Origin of the sequence: Clostridium oryzae (assembly GCF_002029235.1) — a bacterium.
GTDB lineage: Bacteria > Bacillota > Clostridia > Clostridiales > Clostridiaceae > Clostridium_AE > Clostridium_AE oryzae.
Genome location: NZ_MZGV01000064.1, coordinates 1 through 22,043, shown reverse-complemented (window position 1 = coordinate 22,043; position 22,043 = coordinate 1). Strand labels below are relative to the sequence as shown.

General features: G+C 32.6%; 19 protein-coding genes and 1 other annotated feature. Of the genes, 15 read left to right on the top strand and 4 right to left on the bottom strand.

The window, feature by feature from the left end:
• The first annotated feature begins 266 nt into the window (after window positions 1-266).
• The 11 genes from CLORY_RS18860 (at window position 267) to CLORY_RS18800 (ending at window position 11,954) form a co-directional block, all read left to right on the top strand.
• On the top strand, window positions 267-740 hold the full coding sequence (locus CLORY_RS18860) for a GNAT family N-acetyltransferase (RefSeq protein ID WP_242954454.1): 474 nt from the start codon (window positions 267-269) through the stop codon (window positions 738-740).
• Between the two features lie 15 nt (window positions 741-755).
• Entirely contained in the window at window positions 756-1,772 is a 1,017-nt protein-coding gene (locus CLORY_RS24105; protein WP_207652240.1) for a DJ-1/PfpI family protein, read from the top strand.
• Window positions 1,773-1,808: 36 nt separating this feature from the next.
• The gene (locus CLORY_RS18845; protein ID WP_079427395.1) at window positions 1,809-2,357 is read left to right on the top strand and encodes a ribonuclease FAU-1 family protein; all 549 of its coding nucleotides are present in this window, start codon (window positions 1,809-1,811) and stop codon (window positions 2,355-2,357) included.
• A 206-nt stretch (window positions 2,358-2,563) separates the two neighbouring features.
• On the top strand, window positions 2,564-2,914 hold the full coding sequence (locus CLORY_RS18840; protein ID WP_079427393.1) for an HAD family hydrolase: 351 nt from the start codon (window positions 2,564-2,566) through the stop codon (window positions 2,912-2,914).
• Between the two features lie 190 nt (window positions 2,915-3,104).
• Window positions 3,105-4,193 carry a GerAB/ArcD/ProY family transporter gene (locus CLORY_RS18835; RefSeq protein WP_079427391.1) on the top strand — a complete coding sequence of 363 codons (1,089 nt, stop codon included), beginning with the start codon at window positions 3,105-3,107 and terminating at the stop codon, window positions 4,191-4,193.
• 308 nt (window positions 4,194-4,501) lie between these two features.
• A complete protein-coding gene (locus CLORY_RS18825; protein WP_139376096.1) occupies window positions 4,502-6,103 on the top strand; it encodes a spore germination protein in 1,602 nt (533 codons plus the stop codon).
• Between the two features lie 22 nt (window positions 6,104-6,125).
• On the top strand, window positions 6,126-7,298 hold the full coding sequence (locus CLORY_RS18820; protein WP_079427387.1) for a Ger(x)C family spore germination protein: 1,173 nt from the start codon (window positions 6,126-6,128) through the stop codon (window positions 7,296-7,298).
• A 37-nt stretch (window positions 7,299-7,335) separates the two neighbouring features.
• A complete protein-coding gene (locus CLORY_RS18815; protein ID WP_079427385.1) occupies window positions 7,336-7,551 on the top strand; it encodes a hypothetical protein in 216 nt (71 codons plus the stop codon).
• A 31-nt stretch (window positions 7,552-7,582) separates the two neighbouring features.
• Window positions 7,583-8,683 (top strand): GerAB/ArcD/ProY family transporter, encoded by a 1,101-nt coding sequence (locus tag CLORY_RS18810; RefSeq protein WP_079427383.1) that lies wholly within the window; start codon window positions 7,583-7,585, stop codon window positions 8,681-8,683.
• A gap of 308 nt (window positions 8,684-8,991) precedes the next feature.
• Window positions 8,992-10,194, top strand: coding sequence for an EAL and HDOD domain-containing protein (locus CLORY_RS18805; RefSeq protein WP_079427381.1), 1,203 nt, complete (start codon window positions 8,992-8,994; stop codon window positions 10,192-10,194).
• Window positions 10,195-10,266: 72 nt separating this feature from the next.
• Window positions 10,267-10,510, top strand: a binding site (T-box leader).
• A 61-nt stretch (window positions 10,511-10,571) separates the two neighbouring features.
• Complete coding sequence (locus CLORY_RS18800; protein WP_079427379.1) at window positions 10,572-11,954, top strand: TrpB-like pyridoxal phosphate-dependent enzyme; 1,383 nt, start codon at window positions 10,572-10,574, stop codon at window positions 11,952-11,954.
• 205 nt (window positions 11,955-12,159) lie between these two features.
• Here CLORY_RS18800 and CLORY_RS18795 read toward each other — a convergent pair whose 3' ends face one another.
• The gene (locus CLORY_RS18795; RefSeq protein WP_079427377.1) at window positions 12,160-13,476 is read right to left on the bottom strand and encodes a replication-associated recombination protein A; all 1,317 of its coding nucleotides are present in this window, start codon (window positions 13,474-13,476) and stop codon (window positions 12,160-12,162) included.
• A 184-nt stretch (window positions 13,477-13,660) separates the two neighbouring features.
• Here CLORY_RS18795 and CLORY_RS18790 point away from each other — a divergent pair, with 184 nt between their 5' ends.
• From CLORY_RS18790 to CLORY_RS18775, 4 genes are all read left to right on the top strand, one after another.
• Window positions 13,661-14,710, top strand: coding sequence for a permease (locus tag CLORY_RS18790; protein ID WP_079427375.1), 1,050 nt, complete (start codon window positions 13,661-13,663; stop codon window positions 14,708-14,710).
• Window positions 14,710-15,480: a TIGR03943 family putative permease subunit gene (locus CLORY_RS18785; protein WP_079427372.1), complete on the top strand. Its 771-nt coding sequence runs from the start codon at window positions 14,710-14,712 to the stop codon at window positions 15,478-15,480. Before CLORY_RS18790 ends, CLORY_RS18785 begins: the two co-directional genes overlap by 1 nt.
• 144 nt (window positions 15,481-15,624) lie before the next feature.
• Entirely contained in the window at window positions 15,625-16,533 is a 909-nt protein-coding gene (locus CLORY_RS18780; protein WP_079427369.1) for a metal ABC transporter substrate-binding protein, read from the top strand.
• A 191-nt stretch (window positions 16,534-16,724) separates the two neighbouring features.
• Window positions 16,725-17,777 (top strand): aldose epimerase family protein, encoded by a 1,053-nt coding sequence (locus CLORY_RS18775; protein WP_079427367.1) that lies wholly within the window; start codon window positions 16,725-16,727, stop codon window positions 17,775-17,777.
• Between the two features lie 153 nt (window positions 17,778-17,930).
• Here CLORY_RS18775 and CLORY_RS18770 read toward each other — a convergent pair whose 3' ends face one another.
• The 3 genes from CLORY_RS18770 to CLORY_RS18760 form a co-directional block, all read right to left on the bottom strand.
• Window positions 17,931-19,682: an EAL domain-containing protein gene (locus CLORY_RS18770; RefSeq protein WP_139376095.1), complete on the bottom strand. Its 1,752-nt coding sequence runs from the start codon at window positions 19,680-19,682 to the stop codon at window positions 17,931-17,933.
• 541 nt (window positions 19,683-20,223) lie between these two features.
• Window positions 20,224-21,054 carry an NAD(+) diphosphatase gene (gene nudC / locus CLORY_RS18765; protein WP_079427363.1) on the bottom strand — a complete coding sequence of 277 codons (831 nt, stop codon included), beginning with the start codon at window positions 21,052-21,054 and terminating at the stop codon, window positions 20,224-20,226.
• 109 nt (window positions 21,055-21,163) lie between these two features.
• Window positions 21,164-21,880 carry an SGNH/GDSL hydrolase family protein gene (locus CLORY_RS18760; RefSeq protein ID WP_207652239.1) on the bottom strand — a complete coding sequence of 239 codons (717 nt, stop codon included), beginning with the start codon at window positions 21,878-21,880 and terminating at the stop codon, window positions 21,164-21,166.
• Window positions 21,881-22,043: the final 163 nt, after the last annotated feature.

Genomic DNA, 22,043 nt, shown 5'->3' with positions numbered 1-22,043 from the left:
CCATATTGAAGAGAAGCCTTTAACTCTCTTTATAATTAAGATCACACTTAATAATCTACGAAGAAAAATTAAAGATACAACTTCATCAAATAACGTCTGTAAAATTAACGTGTAGAAATTTTAGAGACGGTACTTTAAAACTAGCAATCTATATAATTTACAGAGCCCGCAGGGAGCGTTGACCGAGCGGTCAACGCTCCTATTGCTGGTTCGCAATATACTTATAATTTATATTTTATTATTGTCTAATGGAGAAGGGATATATTATGAAAATAAAGCTAATCGATGAATCTCTAAGGAAAGACGCAATAGAAATCATAAAGGAAAGCTGGGGTTCAGATATATTGGTGTCAAGAGGTAAAGTGCATCATATGGAGCTTGCAACAGGACTTGCCGCAATAGAAGGAAACCAAATTGTTGGGTTAATTACTTATGATGTTCACAAGGAGGAATGTGAAATAGTTTCTCTTGACAGCTTTGATGAGAATAAAGGAATTGGCAGCAGGCTTATTGAGGAAGTATTTATGATTGCAAGGCAAAATGGATGCAAAAGAGTTTGGCTTATTACAACAAATGATAATACGAGGGCTATAAGATTCTATCAGAAACGTGGATATAATATGATTGCTTTGCATGTAGGAGCAGTAGATGAAGCTAGAAAAATTAAACCGCAGATTCCAGCAACCGGATATGATGATATACCAATAAGGCATGAGATAGAATTTGAACGTTGTATATAAATGGAGGGTGTGAAAATGGAAATAGGTTTCAAGGAAATAGGTCAAGTGAAGGATGGAGAACTAAAATTTGCAGTTATAGCGGCCTGTTTCAACGACAAATGGATATTTGTAAAACATAAACAGAGGGATACCTGGGAAATACCTGGAGGACACAGAGAAACAGGAGAAGACATTGAGGAAACTGCTAAGAGGGAACTATTTGAGGAGACGGGAGCAGTTGAGTTCAAAATACAACCTATATGTGAGTATTTTTGTGATTACTCAGAAGAAAATCAATCATATGGAAGATTATTCTATGCTCAAATAAAGAAGTTAGGTAAATTGCCTGATTCAGAGATAGGAAAAGTAGAACTCTTTAATGCACTGCCTGAAAATCTTACATATCCCGCTATTCAGCCACACTTACATAATAAGATATTAGAGTATTTAACAAAAAATGTAGATATTAAGATTAAAAATATAGCAGTATTAGTATTTAATGATGTAGAGCTTATGGATTTTTGCGGACCATACGATGTGTTTTCTATGGCTAATAAAGTAAAGAATGATAAAGGATTTAATATATTTACTGTATCCGAGAAAAAAGGGATGGTAATGACTCAAAATGGACTTAGTATAAATTCAGATTACAGCATTTATGATTGCCCTCAAATTGATATGCTTATCATTCCTGGTGGACAAGGCTCTAGAACTGAAATGAGCAACGAAAAGCTGCTGAATTGGATAAATGGCTATTATCCTAAACTAAAGATGGTATTATCAGTTTGTACAGGTGCTTTACTTCTGGCAAATTGCGGCTTGCTTAATGGTCTACGTGCTACGACTCATCATAATGCTGTTGATTTATTAAGAAGGATTTCGCCGAATACAACGATAGTTACAAACAAAAGATTTATTGATAACGGAAAAATCGTCTTATCTGCTGGAGTTTCTTCGGGCATAGATATGTCATTATACGTTCTTGAAAAACTGCTTGGAGAGCAGCTTGTGCTAAAAGTGAAGGAAAACATGGAGTATGATTGGATGTCTTAATAATTAAAATTATCTATATGTTTGATTGGAGATACTATGAAAAGAAAGTTTATCAATAGGGATGATTGGAAGAGAGTATTAAAAAAGTGTTATGTACAAAAATATTTTGATAGACAAGGTTTTAAAGGGTATGTATCAGCACTTTATATTGAGAAAGTAAAACAGCCTCTAATTAAGCATATGCTGGGGAGAGGTTATTGTATAGCCGATGCAGGATATATATGGCTTCAGCATCTTCCTATAGATAAAAATTATGCAATTACAACTATGTATGATTCAGATGATAAAATAGTTCAATGGTATTTTGATATAATAAAGGCCAATGGAGTTATAGATGGCAGGCCGTATTTTGATGATTTGTATCTTGATGTTGTTCTGTTACCTAATGGACAAGTATTGCTGCTGGATGAGGATGAGCTTTTAGCTGCATTAAGTAGTGGGGACATAGATAAAAATGATTATGATATGGCATATAAAGAAGCCAAAGCTATAGTAAATTATGTATCTTCTCATGTGAAAGAGGTAACTGATTTTAGTAACTTATACTTAAAAGAAATAAAATCACTGATCATGGGACAGCATTAAGCACAATAATAAATTATTATAAACCTGAATTTGGATTTGAGAGTTTTTGGAGTATTGTAGATAAAATTCCTTATATTGTATGCATGGAATTTGAAGAAAAAAGACTAGTAAAGATGAATGAAGTTAATTTCATATAGAATTATTATTTTATATCCTTGGAATAATAGAATATAGCAAGATATTTCTATTCATGAAGAGGTGAACTTATGAGAAATAAAAGAACTATTGTTTTTGATTTTGATGGAGTCATTCATAAATATAATTCAGGCTGGAAAGGTGTAGACGTTATACCGGATGAGCCTGTAGAGGGAATAAGGGATGTTATAGCTGATCTTAGGAAGGATTACAGAGTTACCGTAGTATCGAGCAGATGTTCCAGAGATGAGGGCGTGAAAGCTGTTAAGCAGTGGCTAAAAGATAATGATATACAAGTAGATGAGGTAACTGGAGTAAAAGTACCTGCCATAGCCTATATAGATGACAGAGCTATAAACTTCAATGGAAAAGCTGATGAGCTTAGAGATAAAATAAGAAATTTTAGAACTTGGCTTCAATGATGTTAAACTTTTGATATTAGAATCTTGCATTAAATAAAAATGCTGTAGTGATTGATGTTATCACTGCAGCATTTTTATTAGGGTCTATTTTAAATTAATTAGAACCTAATTTAGTCTATATTAAATACATATTCTAATAGATAATAGCTAATGCTATATGTGAGAAAAAGGCAATTAAGAGGGAAAACAGATGGTAAGACTAAGCAAAATTCAGTTATTTACATTAACATTTATATTTGAAATTGGTAGTACCACTGTGTTTGCATTAGGAATCGAGGCAAAGCAGGATGCATGGATAGTCATTTTAATAGCATTATGCATAGGATTGATATATACATACATTTATACGGAACTTCAGCTTGCATTTCCGGATAAGAATTATATGGAAATTATGGTGATATTACTTGGCAAGGGTCTTGGGACTGCTTTGGCGATTTTATATCCACTTAATTGGTTTTGGAATACATCCAGAAATGTAAGAGAATTTGGTGAACTCGTTATTGTTACAACGCTTCCAGATACACCGCTTTATGTTATAAATTTTATATTTGTAGCTATAAGTGTATATATGTTGACGCGCGGGACTGAAACGATAGCAAGGGCGAGTGAGCTGGCGTTACCTATTGTTGTTTTTTTTATAGTGGGTGTATATGTTTTGACGTTTTTCTCTGGTAATGTGGATTTTAAAAAACTCCTGCCAGTTTTAGGCGAAGGAATAATGCCTGTGTTAAAAGCAGTGCCAGGAATTGTGTTTTTTCCTTTTGGTGAGTCCTTTATTTTTAGTATGTATTGGCAATATATAGATAACAAACGTGATATGAGAAAGACATATATATTAGCAATATTTTTATCAGGGATTTTGCTATGCTGTACTCTAATAATGGATATAACAACTCTATCTGCAGAGTATGCTTCCATAGCAACAATACCTTTTATAGAGAGCATTAGATTGATTAATATAGCTAATATCATTACCAATATAGATGCTATAGGAGTAATAATAATATTCTTAGGCGGTTTCTTCAAAATGAGTATTTATTTTAATGGTATTGTAATTATGATATGTACAATATTTAAAATAAAAAATAATAAAGTTGTAATAATACTTGTAGGAATTATATTATTTTTGTTTTCAGTATATTTTGAACCTAGTTATGCCTACCATAAATGGATGTTTCCATTTGATGCAAATAGTTTTGGTTTGGTGCAGGCAAACGGCTTTCCTTTGTTGCTGCTTCTAATATATTGGATAAAAAAACGAAGGCGGAAATTCAATTAGTATCAGCTATGGGCGTATTTAGAAACTAATATTAATTAATTTGCAAAAGGATGATATTCATGAACAGTATTATAATTTTTATAAAAAATCTTTTAAAGGGAAGGAATATGTACTCAATCTTTTTGGTTATCGTGTCGTGGGCATATTTATTTGTAATAATTCTATTTTTGTTTTTTCAAATAATTTTATGGATTTTTAGAGTTAAATATGATTCTAAAGATTTTAAAAATAAGGTTAATTCCAATGATGATGAGTGTAAATAAATCAGATAATAAGATTATTGTACAAAAAGATAAGAGGGAATTGAAGTGTTAAAATTTTTGTATAGAAAAATTAAGACCAATGAATTCAAAAAATTAAATAATATAAATGAAGCTGTAGATAAGGCAGAATATGAACCTAAAATAAATAAGTCATTAAGTGATAATATAAATGTTTTGAAAAAAATTTTTGAATCCGCCAGTGATGTAGTGTTTAGAGAATTTGTACTGGGAGGAAAAGGTGGTATAAACTGTGTTATTGTGTTTCTTCAGGGACTTACAGAAAGAAGAATGATAAATGAGGTTATTATTGGACCATTAATAAATGAAGATATTTCTAGCAAATTAGCTGAACTCAGAAAAGGAAACATGGACATTATACAAAAAAATATAATTCCAGCTGACAATATAAATAAAATCCAAACGATATTACAAATAGTTGATGAATGTCTTTCAGGCAATACTATATTTCTAATGGAAGGATCAGAGGAAGCTCTTTCCATTAATACAAAAGGATGTGAGAAAAGGGCTATTGAAGAACCTAAATCAGAAGCTGTGGTTAGAGGCCCTAGAGTAGGCTTTTCAGAGAATATAAATACAAACATGTCACTATTAAGACAAAAGATAAGAAACCCGAATCTTAAGTTTGAAACTGTGTGCATAGGCAAGCAGACGATGACAAGAGTATGCATTGTGTATATAAAGAATATAGTAAACCCGAAACTTGTAACTGAGATGAAGAAAAGGCTCAATAGGATAAATACAGGCTCTGTGCTTGAATCAGGTTATATAGAGGAATTTATAGAAGATGCTCCTATGTCTATCTTTCCAACGGTGGGTAATACTGAAAGACCTGATAGTACAGCAGCTAAAATATTGGAGGGAAGGATAGGTATTCTAGTGGATGGATCTCCTTTTGCACTTACTGTACCTATGCTTTTTATAGAAGGTTTTCAAAGCGTTGAAGATTATTATTCTAGACCTTTTTATGCAAGCCTTATAAGATCACTTAGGTTTGTATGCTTTATATTGAGTATATTTACACCAGCTACTTATGTTATGCTTGCTACATTTCATCAGGAACTTATTCCAACTACATTGCTGCTTACTATGGCTGCGGGGAGAGAAGGAGTACCATTTCCTGCTGTGCTGGAAGCGGGATTAATGGTAGTGACTTTTGAAATTCTGAGAGAAGCTGGAGTAAGGCTTCCTAGGCCTGTGGGGCAGGCTGTGAGTATTGTAGGAGCTTTGGTAATAGGAGAAGCGGCTGTATCGGCAGGATTAGTTGGAGGACTGCTGGTTATAGTTGTAGCGCTTACGGCTGTATCAAGTTTTGTGGTTCCAACGTATACGGATGTAGTTGCGATTTTAAGAGCTGTTTTTCTTATTTTGGCAGGAGCTATGGGCATATTTGGCATAGGTATGGGAATAATGGTAGTAGCCATTCATATGGTATCGCTCCGATCTTTTGGTGCTCCATATGTTAGTCCAATAGCGCCCCTTGATGTGCAGGGACTAAAGGATAGCTTTATAAGATCACATTTGTGGAAAATGAAAAATAGACCTAAGGATATTACCCATGAGAATATTACAAGAGAAGGCGACGGCTTAAAGCCTAGGACTCCAAAGCGTAATAACATTGAATCTTAAGAATAACTTGGAGGATAATAATTTGGAAAGGAAGAGGAAGCTTTTAATAAAATCAGTAGCTGTGATCCTGTTAGTATTAAATTTAACTGGATGCTGGAGTGCTCACGAATTAAATAAACTAGCTATAGTGATGGGAGTTGGTATAGATAAAAGTAAGAATGAAGAAAAAGTACATGTCACTGTACAAGTAGCAAAAGTAGCCCAATTCAATAGAACTTCCAATTCATCGGGGAATTCTTCAAATAGTGCATATGCTAATTTAGAGCAAGAGGGAGGCACAATAGTAGAAGCATTAGAAAATTTTACGAGATTACTAGATAGAAGGCTTTTATATTCTCATAATCAAGTTATTATTTTTAGCAAAGAAGCAGCAGAGCAGGGTATTAGTGATTATATTGATTTTTTTCTTAGAAACAGAGATACTCGTCTTCTGGTATGGCTCTTAGTATCAGATCAAAAACCAAATGAGATATTGTCTGTTCCGCCTATATTAGAAGCTATTTCGGGAGTAAAGATAGGAGAACTAATAAGGAGTCAGCAAAAAATCTCTATAATACCAAGTGTGGACCTTAGGGAATTTGTTACGAATCTCATGAGTAAAACGACAGCGCCTGTGGTACCTATTATAAGAATACAAAGTAAAGAAAATCAAACTACGTTATTTATTGAAGAAACTGCAGTGTTTAAAAAGGATAAAATGATAGGAGCGCTAAATAAACAAGAAACCCGAGGGTTATTATGGGCTACTGACAAAGTAAAGGATGGAGATGTTTTTATTTCTCTTGAAAACGGTAAGGAAGCAAGCATCCAAGTAACAAGGTCTAAAAGCAAAATAATTCCTAAAATTGATTCGAAAGGTGTTAATATAACTGTAGAAATAGAAACAGAAGGTGATTTGCAGGAACAATCTTCCTTTGAAGATCTGGTAAATCCAAAGGGTTTTAATAGAATAGAAGAGATAGAAGAGGCAACTATAAAGGAAGAGGTTATGCGCTCAGTGGAAAGAGCTAAACAGCTAAATGCAGATATATTTGGATTTGGAGATGCTTTATACAAGCATTATCCTCAAAAATGGAAGAGTATTGAAAAAAATTGGGATGATATATTTCAAGATATAAATATACAAATTAAGATAAACGCAAAGCTTAGGAGAAATGGAAGAATTACAAAACCAGTTGTACCTAAAGAAAGATGAAATATAGAGTCTAGAGCTGTTTGGGAGAGGAGAAATTATGTTAGTTGTATTAATAGTTTTTGCTATCATAATTTATATTGAAGTACCTGAGTTTATAAAAGAAGGCTATTGGCGAGAAATGGTATTTTTCTCTATTATGACAGCCATTGCTTTTGTAATGAGTACATTATTTGTAATGGGTATTCCAATAATTAATCCTGTAAAATTTATGATATATGTAGTTAGAGATGTGCTGCATTTAAATTATCGATAAAAAATAGAAATTTTTCAGGGAGCACAAAATTATGAATTTAAAAAAAGGCATAATACCAAATATATATCTGACATTTTTATTCGTGCAGTTATTTCAGGCATCTAATCTTATAACATCGTTTATAACTGATGTCACCAAACAAGATACATGGATAGTTTCAATAGCATCATGGATTATAACTTTAGGCCTATTAGCTATATATTTAGGTATTAATAGTAAGTTGCCAGATAAAACAATAATAGAAATAAATGATATTGCATTTGGAAAGTATTTAGGCAAAATTATATCCGTTATTTACATACTATTTTTTTGGTTTGTAATACCAGCTAATGTGAGGTATGTAGCGGATTTTTTTAACACTTATCTTTTTCCGGATACAGATGTCATAGTGTTTGCTTTTCTGATAATGTTGATGGCTATTTATGCATTAAGAAAGGGAATAGAAGGCATAGTTAGGATCGCTGCTTTTCTTGTAGTGATAACTTTCTTTGTATCCATATTCCTTATTATTTTTACAACGAGATATATAAAATTTAGTAATTTTCTGCCGCTTTTTCAAATTACATTTATGGAATTTATTCATGGAGTGAACGTTATAGTATGTATTCCGTTAGGAGAAATAATAGTATATTTAATGATATATCCTTCTATAAAGGAAAAGAAATCCATAAAAAAATATTCCTATTTGGGTTTTTGTATAGGCGGATTTTATTTTCTGATGATAATAGTTAGAAATACATTAGTACTTGGTAATATTGCTTCAATACAGGTTATTCCAACATATCAGGTAGCCAGATTAGTGGTAGTAGGGAATACAATCACAAGAAGTGAAATATTGGTTGCTATAATGCTTTTCTTTGGACTTTTTTTGAAAATATGCATATTCTTTTATGCAGCAGTACTTGGTATTACACAATTGTTTAAATTAAACAGCTACAAGGTACCAACTTTCCCTGTTGGAATTATAAGCGGAATACTTTCAATTTCAATGTTTGCTTCACAAGCAGATGAAACTTATATTGGATCTAGTATATACCCTGTATTCATTCTACCTGTAATAGTAGTAATACCTATAGTTACATTAGTTGTGCTAAAAGTAAAAAATATCCAAAAACATAATAGTATAGAATGATAACGAAGCAAACATACAAACTTTCGATTATACTATGAAATTTGACGATAAATTAAAATTGTGTAAGGAGGCTGTATTAGAAATATTACATTTATTAAATAGCCAGACAAAAATTTGTACTTTAATACATAAATTCACAAAAATGTGTAAACTGTATTAAATTATAAAAGTATCATGTAAAATACTTGAAGATGTGATAAAATTATATTACTATAACAACATAGTAATAATTTAAAATACATATGGGTATAATTTCAACTAATGATAAATATTGTATTATGATCAGGATGTGTGGAGGGTGAGATTCTATGGAGGTTTTTATAGCTAAACAGCCTATATATGATATCCAAAACAATATTATAGCCTATGAACTTCTTTTCAGAAGTGGAAAATATAATTTTTATGACAGCATAGATGGAACAGCAGCAACAATAGATGTAATATATAACAGTTTTTATACAATAGGTATAGAAAATATAACTAATGGTAAAAAGGCTTTTATTAACTTGACTGAAAAACTTATAAAAGAAGAGATTATTACCATATTGCCGCCTAAGCTTGTATCCATTGAGATATTAGAAGATGTGGAGATTACGGATGAGCTTATCATCTACTGTAAATCTCTTAAGGAAAAAGGTTATTCAATAATATTAGATGATTTTATTTTTAATGAAAAGTACAGGGTTCTCATAGAGTTAGTTGATATTATAAAAATAGATTTTAGAGCAACACTAGGTATTGAAAGAAGAAATGTAATAGAAAAGGTTAACAATCCTAATATCAAATTCCTGGCTGAAAAAGTGGAGACGATAGAGGAGGTTAACGAAGCGAAGAAATTAGGATATACATATTTTCAAGGATACTACTTTGGAAAACCGGATATAATTTCAGCCAATGATATTCCGCCCAATAAGATTTCTACATCAAAGTTAATGAGACAGATAGAAGATGGAGAAATTAATATCGATATAATCGGAAGATCTGTTGAAAAAGATGTTTCTATATTGTATAAACTATTGAAATTTATGAATTCATCCATGTTTGGATTAAAAACAGAAATATCATCTGTAGAATATGCTATAAATGAAATTGGCAGGGAGAAATTTATTAAGTGGCTTGAGGTAATGTTAATAGCTAATCTGAAAAAAAGTCAAGATAGTGAGGCAGCAGATCAAGCCCTTTTTAGAGCTAAGTTTGCTCATAACATATGTATTATGTCTGGAAGAAAGGAAGAAGCTTTTAAAGCTTATATCATGGGAATGGTTTCTCTAATGAATTCAATATTAAATTGCTCTATAGATGATATAGTAAAAAAAATCGATTTGTACGGAGATGTATGCTTTGCACTAAAGGGAGGAAATAATTATTTAGGTAAGATATTAAATATAATAAAAGCCTATGAAAAAAATGACTGGAAGTCTATAAAAAGGTATTGTGAAAATACTAATATAGACAGCAGCATGATAATAAAGGCTCATGATGGTTCAATAACATGGGCAGAAAATGTGTAGATTCATTAACATAATTTTATATTCAAGTTGACAAAATGTTAAATATATTTTAAGATATTATCAAGTTAATACGTTAAACTTATGAATAAGAATAGTAGTTGCAACATTAACTTTCAAAGAGAGTCACAGGTGGTGTAATTGTGATAAAGTGGTTGTAGTGAATGGGCTTATGAGGGTCTTCCGAACTTACATTTAGTAGGAGAGACCGGGAACTCCACCTGTTAGCAATGGAGCATATATTATAGTATATGAAACGAGTGGGCGTCATTGCCAATTTAGGTGGTATCGCAGGAGTTATCAAGCTCTTGTCCTTTTATTTAGAAGGACAAGAGCTTTTTTATTTTTCAATAATTTCTTAAATGAGAGGAGATACTAATATGTCAGATGTACCTTACAGAATTTATCTTTCAGAAGAGGAGATGCCTCATCAATGGTATAATTTACGTGCTGATATGAAGGAATTACCTGACCCATATATTAATCCAGCAACAATGAAGGAAGCGAAACTAGAGGATCTTTACCCTGTATTTTGCCAAGAACTAGCTAAACAAGAAATGGATAATGAAACTAGATATATAGATATACCTGAGGAGGTACTTAACTTTTACAAGATATATAGACCATCACCACTTTGTCGTGCCTATAATTTGGAGAAAGCCTTGGGAACCCCTGCTAAAATATATTATAAGTTTGAGGGAAATAATACTTCAGGAAGTCATAAACTGAATTCAGCAGTTGCTCAAGTGTACTATGCTAAACAGCAGGGAATCACGTCATTAACTACAGAGACTGGAGCAGGACAATGGGGAACTGCATTATCAGAGGCATGTGCTTACTTTGGTGTGCCACTTACTGTTTATATGGTCAAAGTTTCATCGCAGCAGAAGCCATATAGAAAAGCAATAATAGAGACTTTTGGTGCAAAGGTTATTCCAAGTCCTTCAGAAACTACTGAGGTTGGTAGAAGTATTCTAAAGAAGCATCCTGGAACTGGCGGAAGTCTTGGATGTGCTATATCTGAAGCGATTGAAAAAGCCGTTACTACTGAAGGATGCAGGTATGTGCTTGGTTCTGTACTTAACCAGGTGCTTTTACATCAATCTATAATTGGACTTGAATCTAAGCTTGCTTTTGAAAAGATAGATGAATATCCGGATATAATTATTGGCTGTGCAGGCGGGGGGTCAAACCTTGGTGGGCTTATAGCACCATTTATGCAGGACAAACTACTAGGCAAAAAGAATCCTTATTTCATTGCTGTAGAGCCAGCATCCTGCCCATCAATGACGAGAGGTAAATATGTTTATGATTTCTGTGATACTGGAAAGGTGACACCTATGGCAAGGATGTATACTTTAGGAAGTGAATTTATACCTTCTCCAAATCATGCTGGTGGTCTTAGGTATCATGGAATGAGTCCTATTATATCAAAACTTTATCATGATGAATATCTTAATGAAGCAAGAGCAGTTGAGCAGACCAAGGTATTTGATGCTGCCACATTCTTTGCTAAGTATGAAACTATACTGCCAGCTCCGGAGTCTTCACATGCAATAAGGGCTGCAATAGATGAAGCTCTTAAATGCAAAGAAACTGGAGAAGCTAAGACTATACTATTCGGACTTACTGGAACCGGTTATTTTGATATGCAGGCATATATGAATTATAATGAGAAAAAATTAACTGATTATATACCAACTGATGCTGATCTGCAGAAGGCATTTGACTTGTTCCCTAAGATACCAGGAATACAAGAATAAGGAAGGTTGAGTGACCTTTGTCGGCTAAAAAATGCCTTCGCCGGTCACTCAACCTTGAACAAATTCTATAACTTGATCAAACTCTGTTTACTATCTTATATCTTTTCTATTAAGCTTCTATTTATTTTAAGAGTGCTATTATCTTTTATCACTTCTGTCTATTTCTTCGAAAACATGCAATGTCGTTATTGTTTGAAGTCAATAGTTATCTTTTGTCTTTCCAAAGTTTTATTAACCTATCTTTTATTTTAGCTTCAGTACCATTTTCAGTAGGTTTATAGTAAATAATATCCTTGTGAGAATCAGGGAGATATTGCTGCTCGACAAACCCGCCAAAACTATGAGGATACTTGTACCCAATTCCATGATCGAGTTTTGCTGCACCTTTGTAATGTGCATCCTTAAGATAATTCGGAATTCCAGAGTCTTTTTTGGCTCGAACATCATTTAATGCTTCATCTATAGCATTAATAGCTGCATTAGATTTAGGCGCACATGCAGCATATATGGCAGCTTGTGAAAGAGTTATTCTGCACTCTGGCATTCCAAGCATATGTACAGCATTCATAGCATTTACAGCTACTGCAAGAGCTAAAGGATCTGCATTCCCAATATCTTCAGAGGCTAAAATAACTATTCTCCTAGCTATAAACATGGGATCTTCACCTGCATCCAGCATTTTTGCAAGGTAATACACTGCTGCATCTGGATCACTGCCCCTCATGGATTTTATAAAAGCACTTATCGTATCATAATGATTATCTCCATTTTTATCGTATAAATTTACACTTCTCTGTATACATTCTTGAGCGTCCTCTTCGGTTATTATTATTTTACCACTAGCTTTTGCTGATGTATTTACAGCCATATCCAACGCGTTCAAGGCTTTCCTTATATCTCCTCCACTGTGAAGAGCAAAATACTTAAAAACCTCAGGTTCTACTTCTATATCCATATTTCCAAAACCTTTTGGATTTTTTAATGCATTTTTCAAAGCAGTTATCACATCTTCATCACACAGAGGTTTTAATTGAAAAATCATAGAACGAGACAACAAGGCATTATTCACTTCAAAGTAAGGATTTTCTGTAGTAGCACCTATTAAGATTATTGTTCCCTTTTCTACATATGGCAGCATAGAGTCCTGCTGCGATTTATTGAATCTATGAACTTCATCTAGAAATAGGATCGTCTTTTTTCCGTAAAGCTTTAAATTGTTGTCTGCTTCTGTAATAATTTTTTTTACATCTGCTGTACCAGCCGATACAGCACTAAGCTCAACAAAATTAGCTTTTGTCCTATTAGCAATTATTCTAGCTAATGTCGTTTTTCCAACTCCTGGAGGTCCATAGAATATGGCAGATGATAGAGTATCTGTCGTTATGGCACGATATAACATCTTGCCTTTACCTATCAAATGCTGCTGCCCGATATACTCCTCTAAAGTTTCTGGCCTTACTCTTTCAGCTAGAGGCTTTGCGTTTATATTTTTTTTCTGATTTGCCATATCAAATAGATCCATTGTTACCTCCACAAACATACGAAAATTACTGTATACATAATAGCATATTATATTTAAATAATATATATTGTATATTTAAAACCTCTGGAAGGGGAATGCAGGATTGTTTCGTGGATTGAAGTATAAATAAAACGGTTTAATAATATATTTTCTTATATGAATAATAAGGTTTTGGAGAGGATTTATGATAACAGACTTAAAAAAAGAAAACAGAATAGGAAATTTGATTATTTTGGTACTGGCCTTAGCAGCTATATTTATGATGATGAAAAGCATTGGCGCGTATAAGGATGTTTTTCAAAACTTTTCTACAATATTTATAAGTATAGTACTGGAAGCTACTCCATTTATAATACTTGGAGCGTTTATAGCTTCGCTTATACATGTCTACATAACAGAGGATTTTATAAAAAATGCTATACCTAAAAGCAAGGTGGGAAGCATATTTATCGCTTCAATATTAGGTATAGTATTTCCGGTATGTGAGTGTGCTATTGTTCCTATAACTAAAAATCTCATACATAAAGGAGTCCCTAAAGGCGCAGCAATAACTTTTATGCTTGCGGTACCATTAGTAAATCCGATTGTACTGCTTTCAACCTATTATGCTTTTTATAATAGACCAGATATAGTAGTCATAAGAGGAGTACTTGGACTTATTGCCGCGATAACAGTTGGGCTAGCTATAAACTTTGCAGAAAATGATTATGAAGTACTAAAAGAAGCAGAGGTCGAAGCAGCCTGCACTGATCAATGTAATTTCTGTGAACATGAACATCATCATCATAAAGGTCATGATTATTATGATAATAACCAAAGCAAACTATCGATGGTAATAGAGCATGCAAGCGAAGAATTCTACGATACAGCTAAATATTTAATAATGGGAGCAACTTTGTCCGCTTTGTTTCAAACAATAATATCTAAAAGATCTATATCGTTTCTGGGTGATAATTTGTTTTATTCAATACTTACGATGATGGTTTTGGCATTTATCTTATCCATATGTTCTACTGCCGATGCTTTTATAGCAAAGACTTTCTTAAATCAGTTTACGATTGGCAGTGTAATAGCATTTATGATAATGGGGCCTATGCTGGATATAAAAAATACATTTATGCTTATAGGAGCGTTTAGAGGTAAATTTGTAATTAATCTTATTTTATACATATTATTAGTGTGCTTCGCGGCAGGTGCAGTAGTAAACATATTGGCGATGTTTGGGGTGATTTAATGAGAAGAATTAATAAAGGTAATTTTGCGTGGTTTATTGTCCTCTTACTATTTACATCATTTTTAATATATTTACTATTATCACGGAAGATTTATACATTTATAAACCCTGAAATGGTTAAGTATACTATATTTGGTTTGCTTGGGTTTGTAGTACTTACAACTTTTCAGTCAAAAAAAATATTTGATACACATGAAGAAGATAATATTAAGATAGGATACATATTATTTTTACTGCCGCTTTTTCTTGGTATTACAAATAGGGGATTTAATGTTAGTATTGCTGATAAGAAAAATGTTACTGTGGCTGAAAGGCAGGTAAGCAGTAGAAATGCTTATAAAGATCACAATGTTATTAGCACGGAAGAAAACAACAAAGGAAATTTTATAAAGGATGGTAAGGTAAGGTTTAATGATAAGAACTATTACCATATATTAAATGATATAAGTCGGAATTTAGATAGGTATGTAAATCAAAAAGTGGAGATAGTTGGCTTTGCATATAAGGATAAGGGTTTTGGAAAGAATAATTTTGTAGTAGCTAGAATGCTTATGACTTGCTGTGCCGCAGATTCGCAGGTAGTAGGAATTATGTGTGAATATCCTTATACAGGAAATATAGAGAAGGGAACCTGGGTAAAGGTACAAGGAATAATAAATGCTAAAGATTACAAGAGCGCTAATGGAAAAACTCAATATGGAATGGCAGTAATTGAGGTGAAGAAAATAATTTCAGTTAGAAAGCCAGCTAGCGAATATATATATCCATAATGTGATTTCTTAGTAAACAAATCAAAGATAAATGCAAAACAATTGCATTAAATCGCAAAAAGCTATTGACATGGTCGGTTTATCCATATAATATATATAATTGTAAATGCAATTGATTTGCAATATGTACTTAGGAGTGATTATATGTTTAGAAAAAGGCTTATTTTAATTATAGCGTTTATTGTGCTAATAATGCTGTCAGCATGCAGCAAGAAAGAAAACAGAGAAGGCTTTGATAAGAATAAAATCAAGGTAGTAGTAAGTTTTAATGCAATGAAGGAATTTGCGTATGCAGTAGGAAAGGATAAAATAAGTGTTGTAACATTAATACCTAATGGTACAGAGCCACATGATTTTGAACCTAAGATAGGAGACATGAAGAGTGTAAGTCAAGCAGATATATTTATATACAATGGTCTAGGAATGGAAAATTGGGTGAAGCAGACTTTAGAATCGGCAGCAAACAGCAAGCGCACTGTAGTGGAGGCATCAAAGGGTATAGAACCAATAAAAAATAGTGATGCTGATGAAATTGAGGAACATGGACAGTATGATCCTCATGCATGGCTGAGTCTAAAAAATGCCGAGGCTGCAGCAAAAAATATTAAAGATGCTCTTGTAAAAGTAGATTCATCGAATAAAGGATATTATGAGAAAAATTATGCTAAGTTTAGCCGTGAACTTGAAAAGCTGTTTAATGAATACAGAGCTAAATTTGAAGGGGCCAGTAATAAAAACTTTGTAACAGGTCATGCGGCCTTTGCTTATTTATGCAGGGATTTTGGCTTAAAACAAAACAGTGTTGAGGATGTTTTTGCTGAAGGAGACCCTAGTGCTAAAAAGTTAAAGCAGTTAATAGATTACTGTAAAGAAAATAAAATTAAAACTATTTTTGCTGAAGATATGGCGAGCCCCAAGGTTTCACAAACTCTTGCTAAGCAGGTAGGAGCTAAGGTGAAGAAGATATATACACTTGAAAGTAAAGAAGATGGTAAAGATTACATTGAAAGCATGAAAGACAATTTAAAAGAGATTTATGAAAGTTTGAAATAGAAAGTAGTCTTCTGATGAATCGAAACAGCTTTATGACAATTTATTATTGATAAATCGAGCAAGATAAAAGAATTCATACCTTATTAAAATTCTTTTTACCACTGTACTTATTAAATGTGATAAAATATTGTTGTATTATAACCAGTAAGTATGAAATTAAAATATTTATCAATATAAAGGAGCAATTAAATATGAGTATTACAAAAAAATTTTTTGGCAAAACTGATAACGGAGAAGAAGTAAACATTTTCGCCCTTACAAATAACAATGGGTTTTCAGCTAGAATAATCGATTATGGTGCTACTATAGTATCTATCTTTGCGCCTGACAAAAACGGAAGAGTTGATGATGTCGTGCTAGGATATGATGATCTTGAGTCTTATGCTAAGGGACCTGGATATATAGGAGCATTAATTGGAAGATACGGCAACAGAATAAAAGCTGGAAGGTTTACACTTAACGGTAAAGAGTACATACTTGCTAAAAATGATGGAAATAACCATTTGCATGGTGGAATAGTTGGATTTGACAAGGCAGTATGGAAAGCTGAGACAATTACAAAAGATGGTAAGGAAGCCCTTCAGATGAGCTATACAAGTAAAGATGGCGAAGAAGGGTACCCTGGAAATCTTGACGTAAAAGTAATATACACAGTTACTGATGATAATGCACTTTCAATAGAATACATTGCATTTTCTGATAAAGATACAATAATAAATCTAACTAATCATTCATATTTTAATCTTGGAGGCCATAAGTCAGGAAGCATATTAAACAATACATTAAAGCTTGAGGCTGATAAATTTACAGTTGTAGATAATGAGGCTATTCCTACTGGAGAACTTAGAAATGTAGAGGGTACACCTCTTGATTTCAGAAAACCTACAGCTATAGGCGATAGAATAGATCAAAAAGATGAGCAGCTGTTAAATGTAGGAGGCTATGATCATAATTTTGTATTAAATAGAACAGGAAAAGGACTTGAGAAGGCTGCAGCAGTCTATGATCCTAAGAGTGAAAGAACAATGGAAGTATATACCAATAAGCCTGGAGTTCAACTATATACTGCTAATTTCCTTGGAAAGGATCTCAAAGGAAAAGATGGAGCAGTGTACCAAAATAGAGAAGCATTGTGTCTTGAGACCCAATTCTTTCCAGACTCAATAAATCATGAGAATTTCCCATCTCCTATACTAAAAGCAGGAGAAAGATATGATTACACTACAATATATAAATTTTTATAATTTGTAATAGGCGCAAGTAAAAATTAGAATGTAAAGCTGGTAAAGTAGCAAATAATGTTATACAGAATGTATTGAAGAGACTAAGGGGAGCAAATGTTGGAGGCATTTTTCAGCCTACAGATATTGTTTCCTCTTTTTCAAGCCTTAAGAAATTTATATTTTTTGTATTAGATAATTGCTGTGGTGTAATTTTTTCACTTCTTTTTTTATCGAGGCTATAGATTTAGAAAAATCGAAGATATTATCAAATGCAGAGATATTACCATATATACCAGCTATAGAAATCGAAGTTATTTCAAACTTATTCTTTGTTCCCTCTCTATCAAGGCCTTCAATATAGCCATTTGCAACATCTTCTTCACTAAAAAATGTGTGTATGCTTTTATCAAACTCCGCAATTATACATTTACATAAGCTATTGCATTCATCAATAGACGCATCAGTGATCATTATAAAATCGTCACCTCCGATATGACCGATGAATTTTGTGCAGCAAGTTAATGAGTTTGCAGTATTTATTAGTATTTTAGATGTGAATTTCAAAAGCTTATCACCATTTTCGAAGCCGTAGTTATCGTTATATATTTTAAAGTTGTCTAGGTCAAAGTAGAGAATGCAATTAATTTTATCAGAATTTATTGCAACCTCTATGTTTTTACCGATCAAGATATTTCCCGGAAGTTCCGTAAGCGGATTTAATTCTCTAGCATAATTTTTTTCCAATGCAGTTGAATATTGAAGCAGGCTTTTAATAGATACGATACCGTAATATTCACAATTCCTGGTTACAATTATAAAATCGTATATGTTTTGTTCATTTCGTCCCATAGCAGAACTGGAAACCAAGTTTACGGAGGAATAATAATCTACTATAAGTGGATTCCTATCCATAATCAGGTCTACAGGGCGTTTCGAGAAGACAGCTACTCCATACTGAGTAGCTAGCATAGAGTCCAAAGAATGTTTCATAATTAAGCCTATAGGAACATTTTTGTTTACGATACAAGCACCAGATATTCCATATTTGTCGAAAAAGTTTTTCAAATCACTGCAGCTTGTATTAGATTCGAATGCGGGAAGACTTTGAGCTATAGGACCTATGTGATTCTCTGATAAAAATGCTTGGGAATGCAATATTTCATTGTAACGGCATATGAAGCTTATAATAGACTGATCTAAGGTTCCTAAATCAACTGAAGGTTTTTTTAAATAGTAACCTTGAGCATTGTGTACACCAAGTTCCATAAGAGTAATTAGTTCTTCCTTAACCTCCACGCCTTCTGCTATAACTTCCATATTTTCCTTATTAGCCAGCAGCAATATGCTGGAAATTAAGTTTTGCTTAAATGTATCTTTATGTATATCTCTTATCAAGTCAATATCAATTTTAATATAATTTGGTTTTATATGAGAAAGTGTTTTTAGACCGGAATAACCTGAACCTGTGTCATCTATAGCTATTTTATATCCTTCGTCATAATAATTTTCAATAGCCTGTTTGAAACTGTTGTAATCTTTTATACAGGTTCTTTCCGTAATTTCAAATATTATACTCTCTGGTGAAATGCCGAATTGAGATAATGATTTTTTGGTCACACCTTTTTGGTACTGAGTGTCTTTGAATACGAGAGGGTCGACGTTAATGAAGAGGTATTTGTCTTTACCTAAGCTTGAAGCGCGTTCTATAGCTTTCTTCCTGCAAATACATTCCAGCTTCCAAAGGCGATTGCACTTTTCTGCAAAAGTAAATAATTCTTCAGGATTATGTAAAGGGGAGCTTTTAGGTCCTCTTGATAGTGCTTCGTAACCTAAAATTAGTCCATCTCTAAGGGATACAATAGGTTGAAATAGAGTATCTATAGTTTCATTATCTAATATATTATCCAATTCTTGTAACATATTCATCATCATTTGCTCCTTCAATATACGCTTTTTTATATACAATATATCAGCAATATATTATGGAATATAGATATAATGTTAAATATATATTAACAGTTAGGCTTATAACAAAATAAATTTTTAATTTTTCTAATCTTAATTTATAAATTTTCTAAATATGTATAATTTCTGGATAATTCTAAGAGACTCTTGCCTGATGCAAAAAAATAAGTACTAAATAAAGAAACGTTATATCATAGTTATGAAGAAAATAAAAAGAAGCAATAATATATTTTGAAGTTAGTGAATTAAGACGTTAAGGCAACAAAAGTAATAAAATAAAAATATTATATAAAGATTAAGAGATAGGGCATAAAAAAGATTGCATCAGAAGTAGGCATTTGGAGTGAGTTTAGTAATTACCCATGTCTTTGAGGGGAATTTCCGTTAAGATGGCGAATTGTTTGAGGCGCAGCCGAGTTATGAGCCATTAGGAAATTTGCCTCAAAGATGTGGTGTAATTACTTAATGAATGGAATTAGCCTACGTAGGATGTAATCTTTTTTTATATATTTAGATACCAATCAATAATTCTTCTGGCTATACTAACTTTCTGTGGAATCTCAGGCATATTATCTTTTGTGAACCAGTCAGCCTTAAGTATTTCTACACCATCTACCTGTACATCTCCACTTTCATATTCAGCAGTAAATCCTAGCATAAGTGAATTAGGAAACGGCCATGGCTGGCTCCCGAAGTATTTAACATTTTTAACTTTTATGCCGACTTCCTCCATGATTTCGCGTTGAGCTGCTTCTTCAAGGGTTTCTCCAGGTTCAACGAATCCTGCGATCAAACTATACATATTTTTAGTAAAGTTAGCATTGTGAGCTAACAATATTTTATCATCTTTCAAAATAGCGGTTATAACTGCAGGAGAAATTACCGGATAGCTTATAAATCCGCAGTTAGGACATACTTTAGCGTTCTGATTTTCAAGTTCATTTGTGGTATGACCGCACCTTCCGCAAAATTTATGCGTTGCGTCCCAGTGTACAATTTGAGAAGCTTTAGTAGAAATAAAAAAAATATCATCGTCTACTGAACTATATAAAGCTTTTAAGGGAATAAACGAAAAATGTTCATCAATGCCTTTCTTTGAGCGCAATGCAACAGCAAAACAATTGTGCCCCTCTATTTTTCCAATATAATGTTTGCTTGAAATTTCACAACCTATAGTGGCTAAGTCCTCAAATTGAGGTATTAAGATTTCCGACTTAGAGTTTTGTATTAAAATTTTACTGTCATTAAAGGCAAACCACCATGTTAGTGAATCCTTAGTGCAGGTGTAAGGTGCTTTATCTTCATATCTTTTATATAAGCCTGAATTTATCATTCGATAACTCCCTTCAAAAAATAAAGTTATTATCTATATAATACACTAAAAAAACTTTAAACAAAACAATTCATAACCTGTTTAAAGTTTTTTAGCAATTTTATTTGATTTAATTTTTAATTAGGAAGTTATAATTCTGGTCTATATATTCTAGGATTTTGTTAGCAATTAGATTATGTCCTTGTTCGTTAGGATGAATTCCATCTATGCAGAGGAATTGTTTATAGTCATATTGATTTAAAAAAGCACCTCGAACATTTATAAGTGCAGTTTTAGTTTTTTCAGCTACATCAATTATGGTGGAGTTATACAGTTCGTGCCAGCAATAGATTTTATTTATATTACCAAGCCAGCTTAAAACATTTCTTTCAGCTAATGGGTTGTTATTACATACCCATTTAAAGTATCTTTCTGGGTCCAATGGAGGAAGTGTCATAAGTGTTGGTACAATGTTCAGTTCATTAAAATCATTAATGAGCTTTCGTAAGGTCTTTTCAAATACGGATATATCCGTGTTTGGAAAAAAGTTTCCTTTAGGATTGTTGGCAATAGCTTGCCAATTATAATCGCAGTCATTACCACCAAATTCTAGTAATACTATATCAGGCTTTTTATTTATAACATCAACTTCTGATTTTTTTTCGCCTCTGGTTATTGTGTTTCCAAATCTTCCAAAATTAACAATTTGTCCTCTGATTTTTTGGCTAATAATATTACAAAAACAATTCTTAAGAGTCACATATCTTGATTTTATCGGATCATATACTATACCTTTAGAAATCGAATCACCAAATACAACGAAATTATAATTTTCTTTTGCATCCAAACGAATCACCCCCGATTTCAATAAATCAATTATACTTACTATAGATATGTTTATGTAAGTTGTTATAAATAGCAACATATCATATAGTAGTATTTGAAACTATATACTGATATTATCATATTATATGGTTGATTACAATAGAAAGTATGATGTATATACGGAC

Excerpts from the sequence above, each read along its gene's own strand:
- CLORY_RS18860 (WP_242954454.1), top strand. The coding sequence starts at position 267 with ATGAAAATAAAGCTAATCGATGAATCTCTAAGGAAAGACGCAATAGAA.
- CLORY_RS24105 (WP_207652240.1), top strand. The coding sequence starts at position 756 with ATGGAAATAGGTTTCAAGGAAATAGGTCAAGTGAAGGATGGAGAACTA.
- CLORY_RS18845 (WP_079427395.1), top strand. The coding sequence starts at position 1,809 with ATGAAAAGAAAGTTTATCAATAGGGATGATTGGAAGAGAGTATTAAAA.
- CLORY_RS18840 (WP_079427393.1), top strand. The coding sequence starts at position 2,564 with ATGAGAAATAAAAGAACTATTGTTTTTGATTTTGATGGAGTCATTCAT.
- CLORY_RS18835 (WP_079427391.1), top strand. The coding sequence starts at position 3,105 with ATGGTAAGACTAAGCAAAATTCAGTTATTTACATTAACATTTATATTT.
- CLORY_RS18815 (WP_079427385.1), top strand. The coding sequence starts at position 7,336 with ATGTTAGTTGTATTAATAGTTTTTGCTATCATAATTTATATTGAAGTA.
- CLORY_RS18810 (WP_079427383.1), top strand. The coding sequence starts at position 7,583 with ATGAATTTAAAAAAAGGCATAATACCAAATATATATCTGACATTTTTA.
- CLORY_RS18805 (WP_079427381.1), top strand. The coding sequence starts at position 8,992 with ATGGAGGTTTTTATAGCTAAACAGCCTATATATGATATCCAAAACAAT.
- CLORY_RS18800 (WP_079427379.1), top strand. The coding sequence starts at position 10,572 with ATGTCAGATGTACCTTACAGAATTTATCTTTCAGAAGAGGAGATGCCT.
- CLORY_RS18795 (WP_079427377.1), bottom strand. The coding sequence starts at position 13,476 with ATGGATCTATTTGATATGGCAAATCAGAAAAAAAATATAAACGCAAAG.
- CLORY_RS18790 (WP_079427375.1), top strand. The coding sequence starts at position 13,661 with ATGATAACAGACTTAAAAAAAGAAAACAGAATAGGAAATTTGATTATT.
- CLORY_RS18785 (WP_079427372.1), top strand. The coding sequence starts at position 14,710 with ATGAGAAGAATTAATAAAGGTAATTTTGCGTGGTTTATTGTCCTCTTA.
- CLORY_RS18780 (WP_079427369.1), top strand. The coding sequence starts at position 15,625 with ATGTTTAGAAAAAGGCTTATTTTAATTATAGCGTTTATTGTGCTAATA.
- CLORY_RS18775 (WP_079427367.1), top strand. The coding sequence starts at position 16,725 with ATGAGTATTACAAAAAAATTTTTTGGCAAAACTGATAACGGAGAAGAA.
- CLORY_RS18770 (WP_139376095.1), bottom strand. The coding sequence starts at position 19,682 with ATGAATATGTTACAAGAATTGGATAATATATTAGATAATGAAACTATA.
- nudC (WP_079427363.1), bottom strand. The coding sequence starts at position 21,054 with ATGATAAATTCAGGCTTATATAAAAGATATGAAGATAAAGCACCTTAC.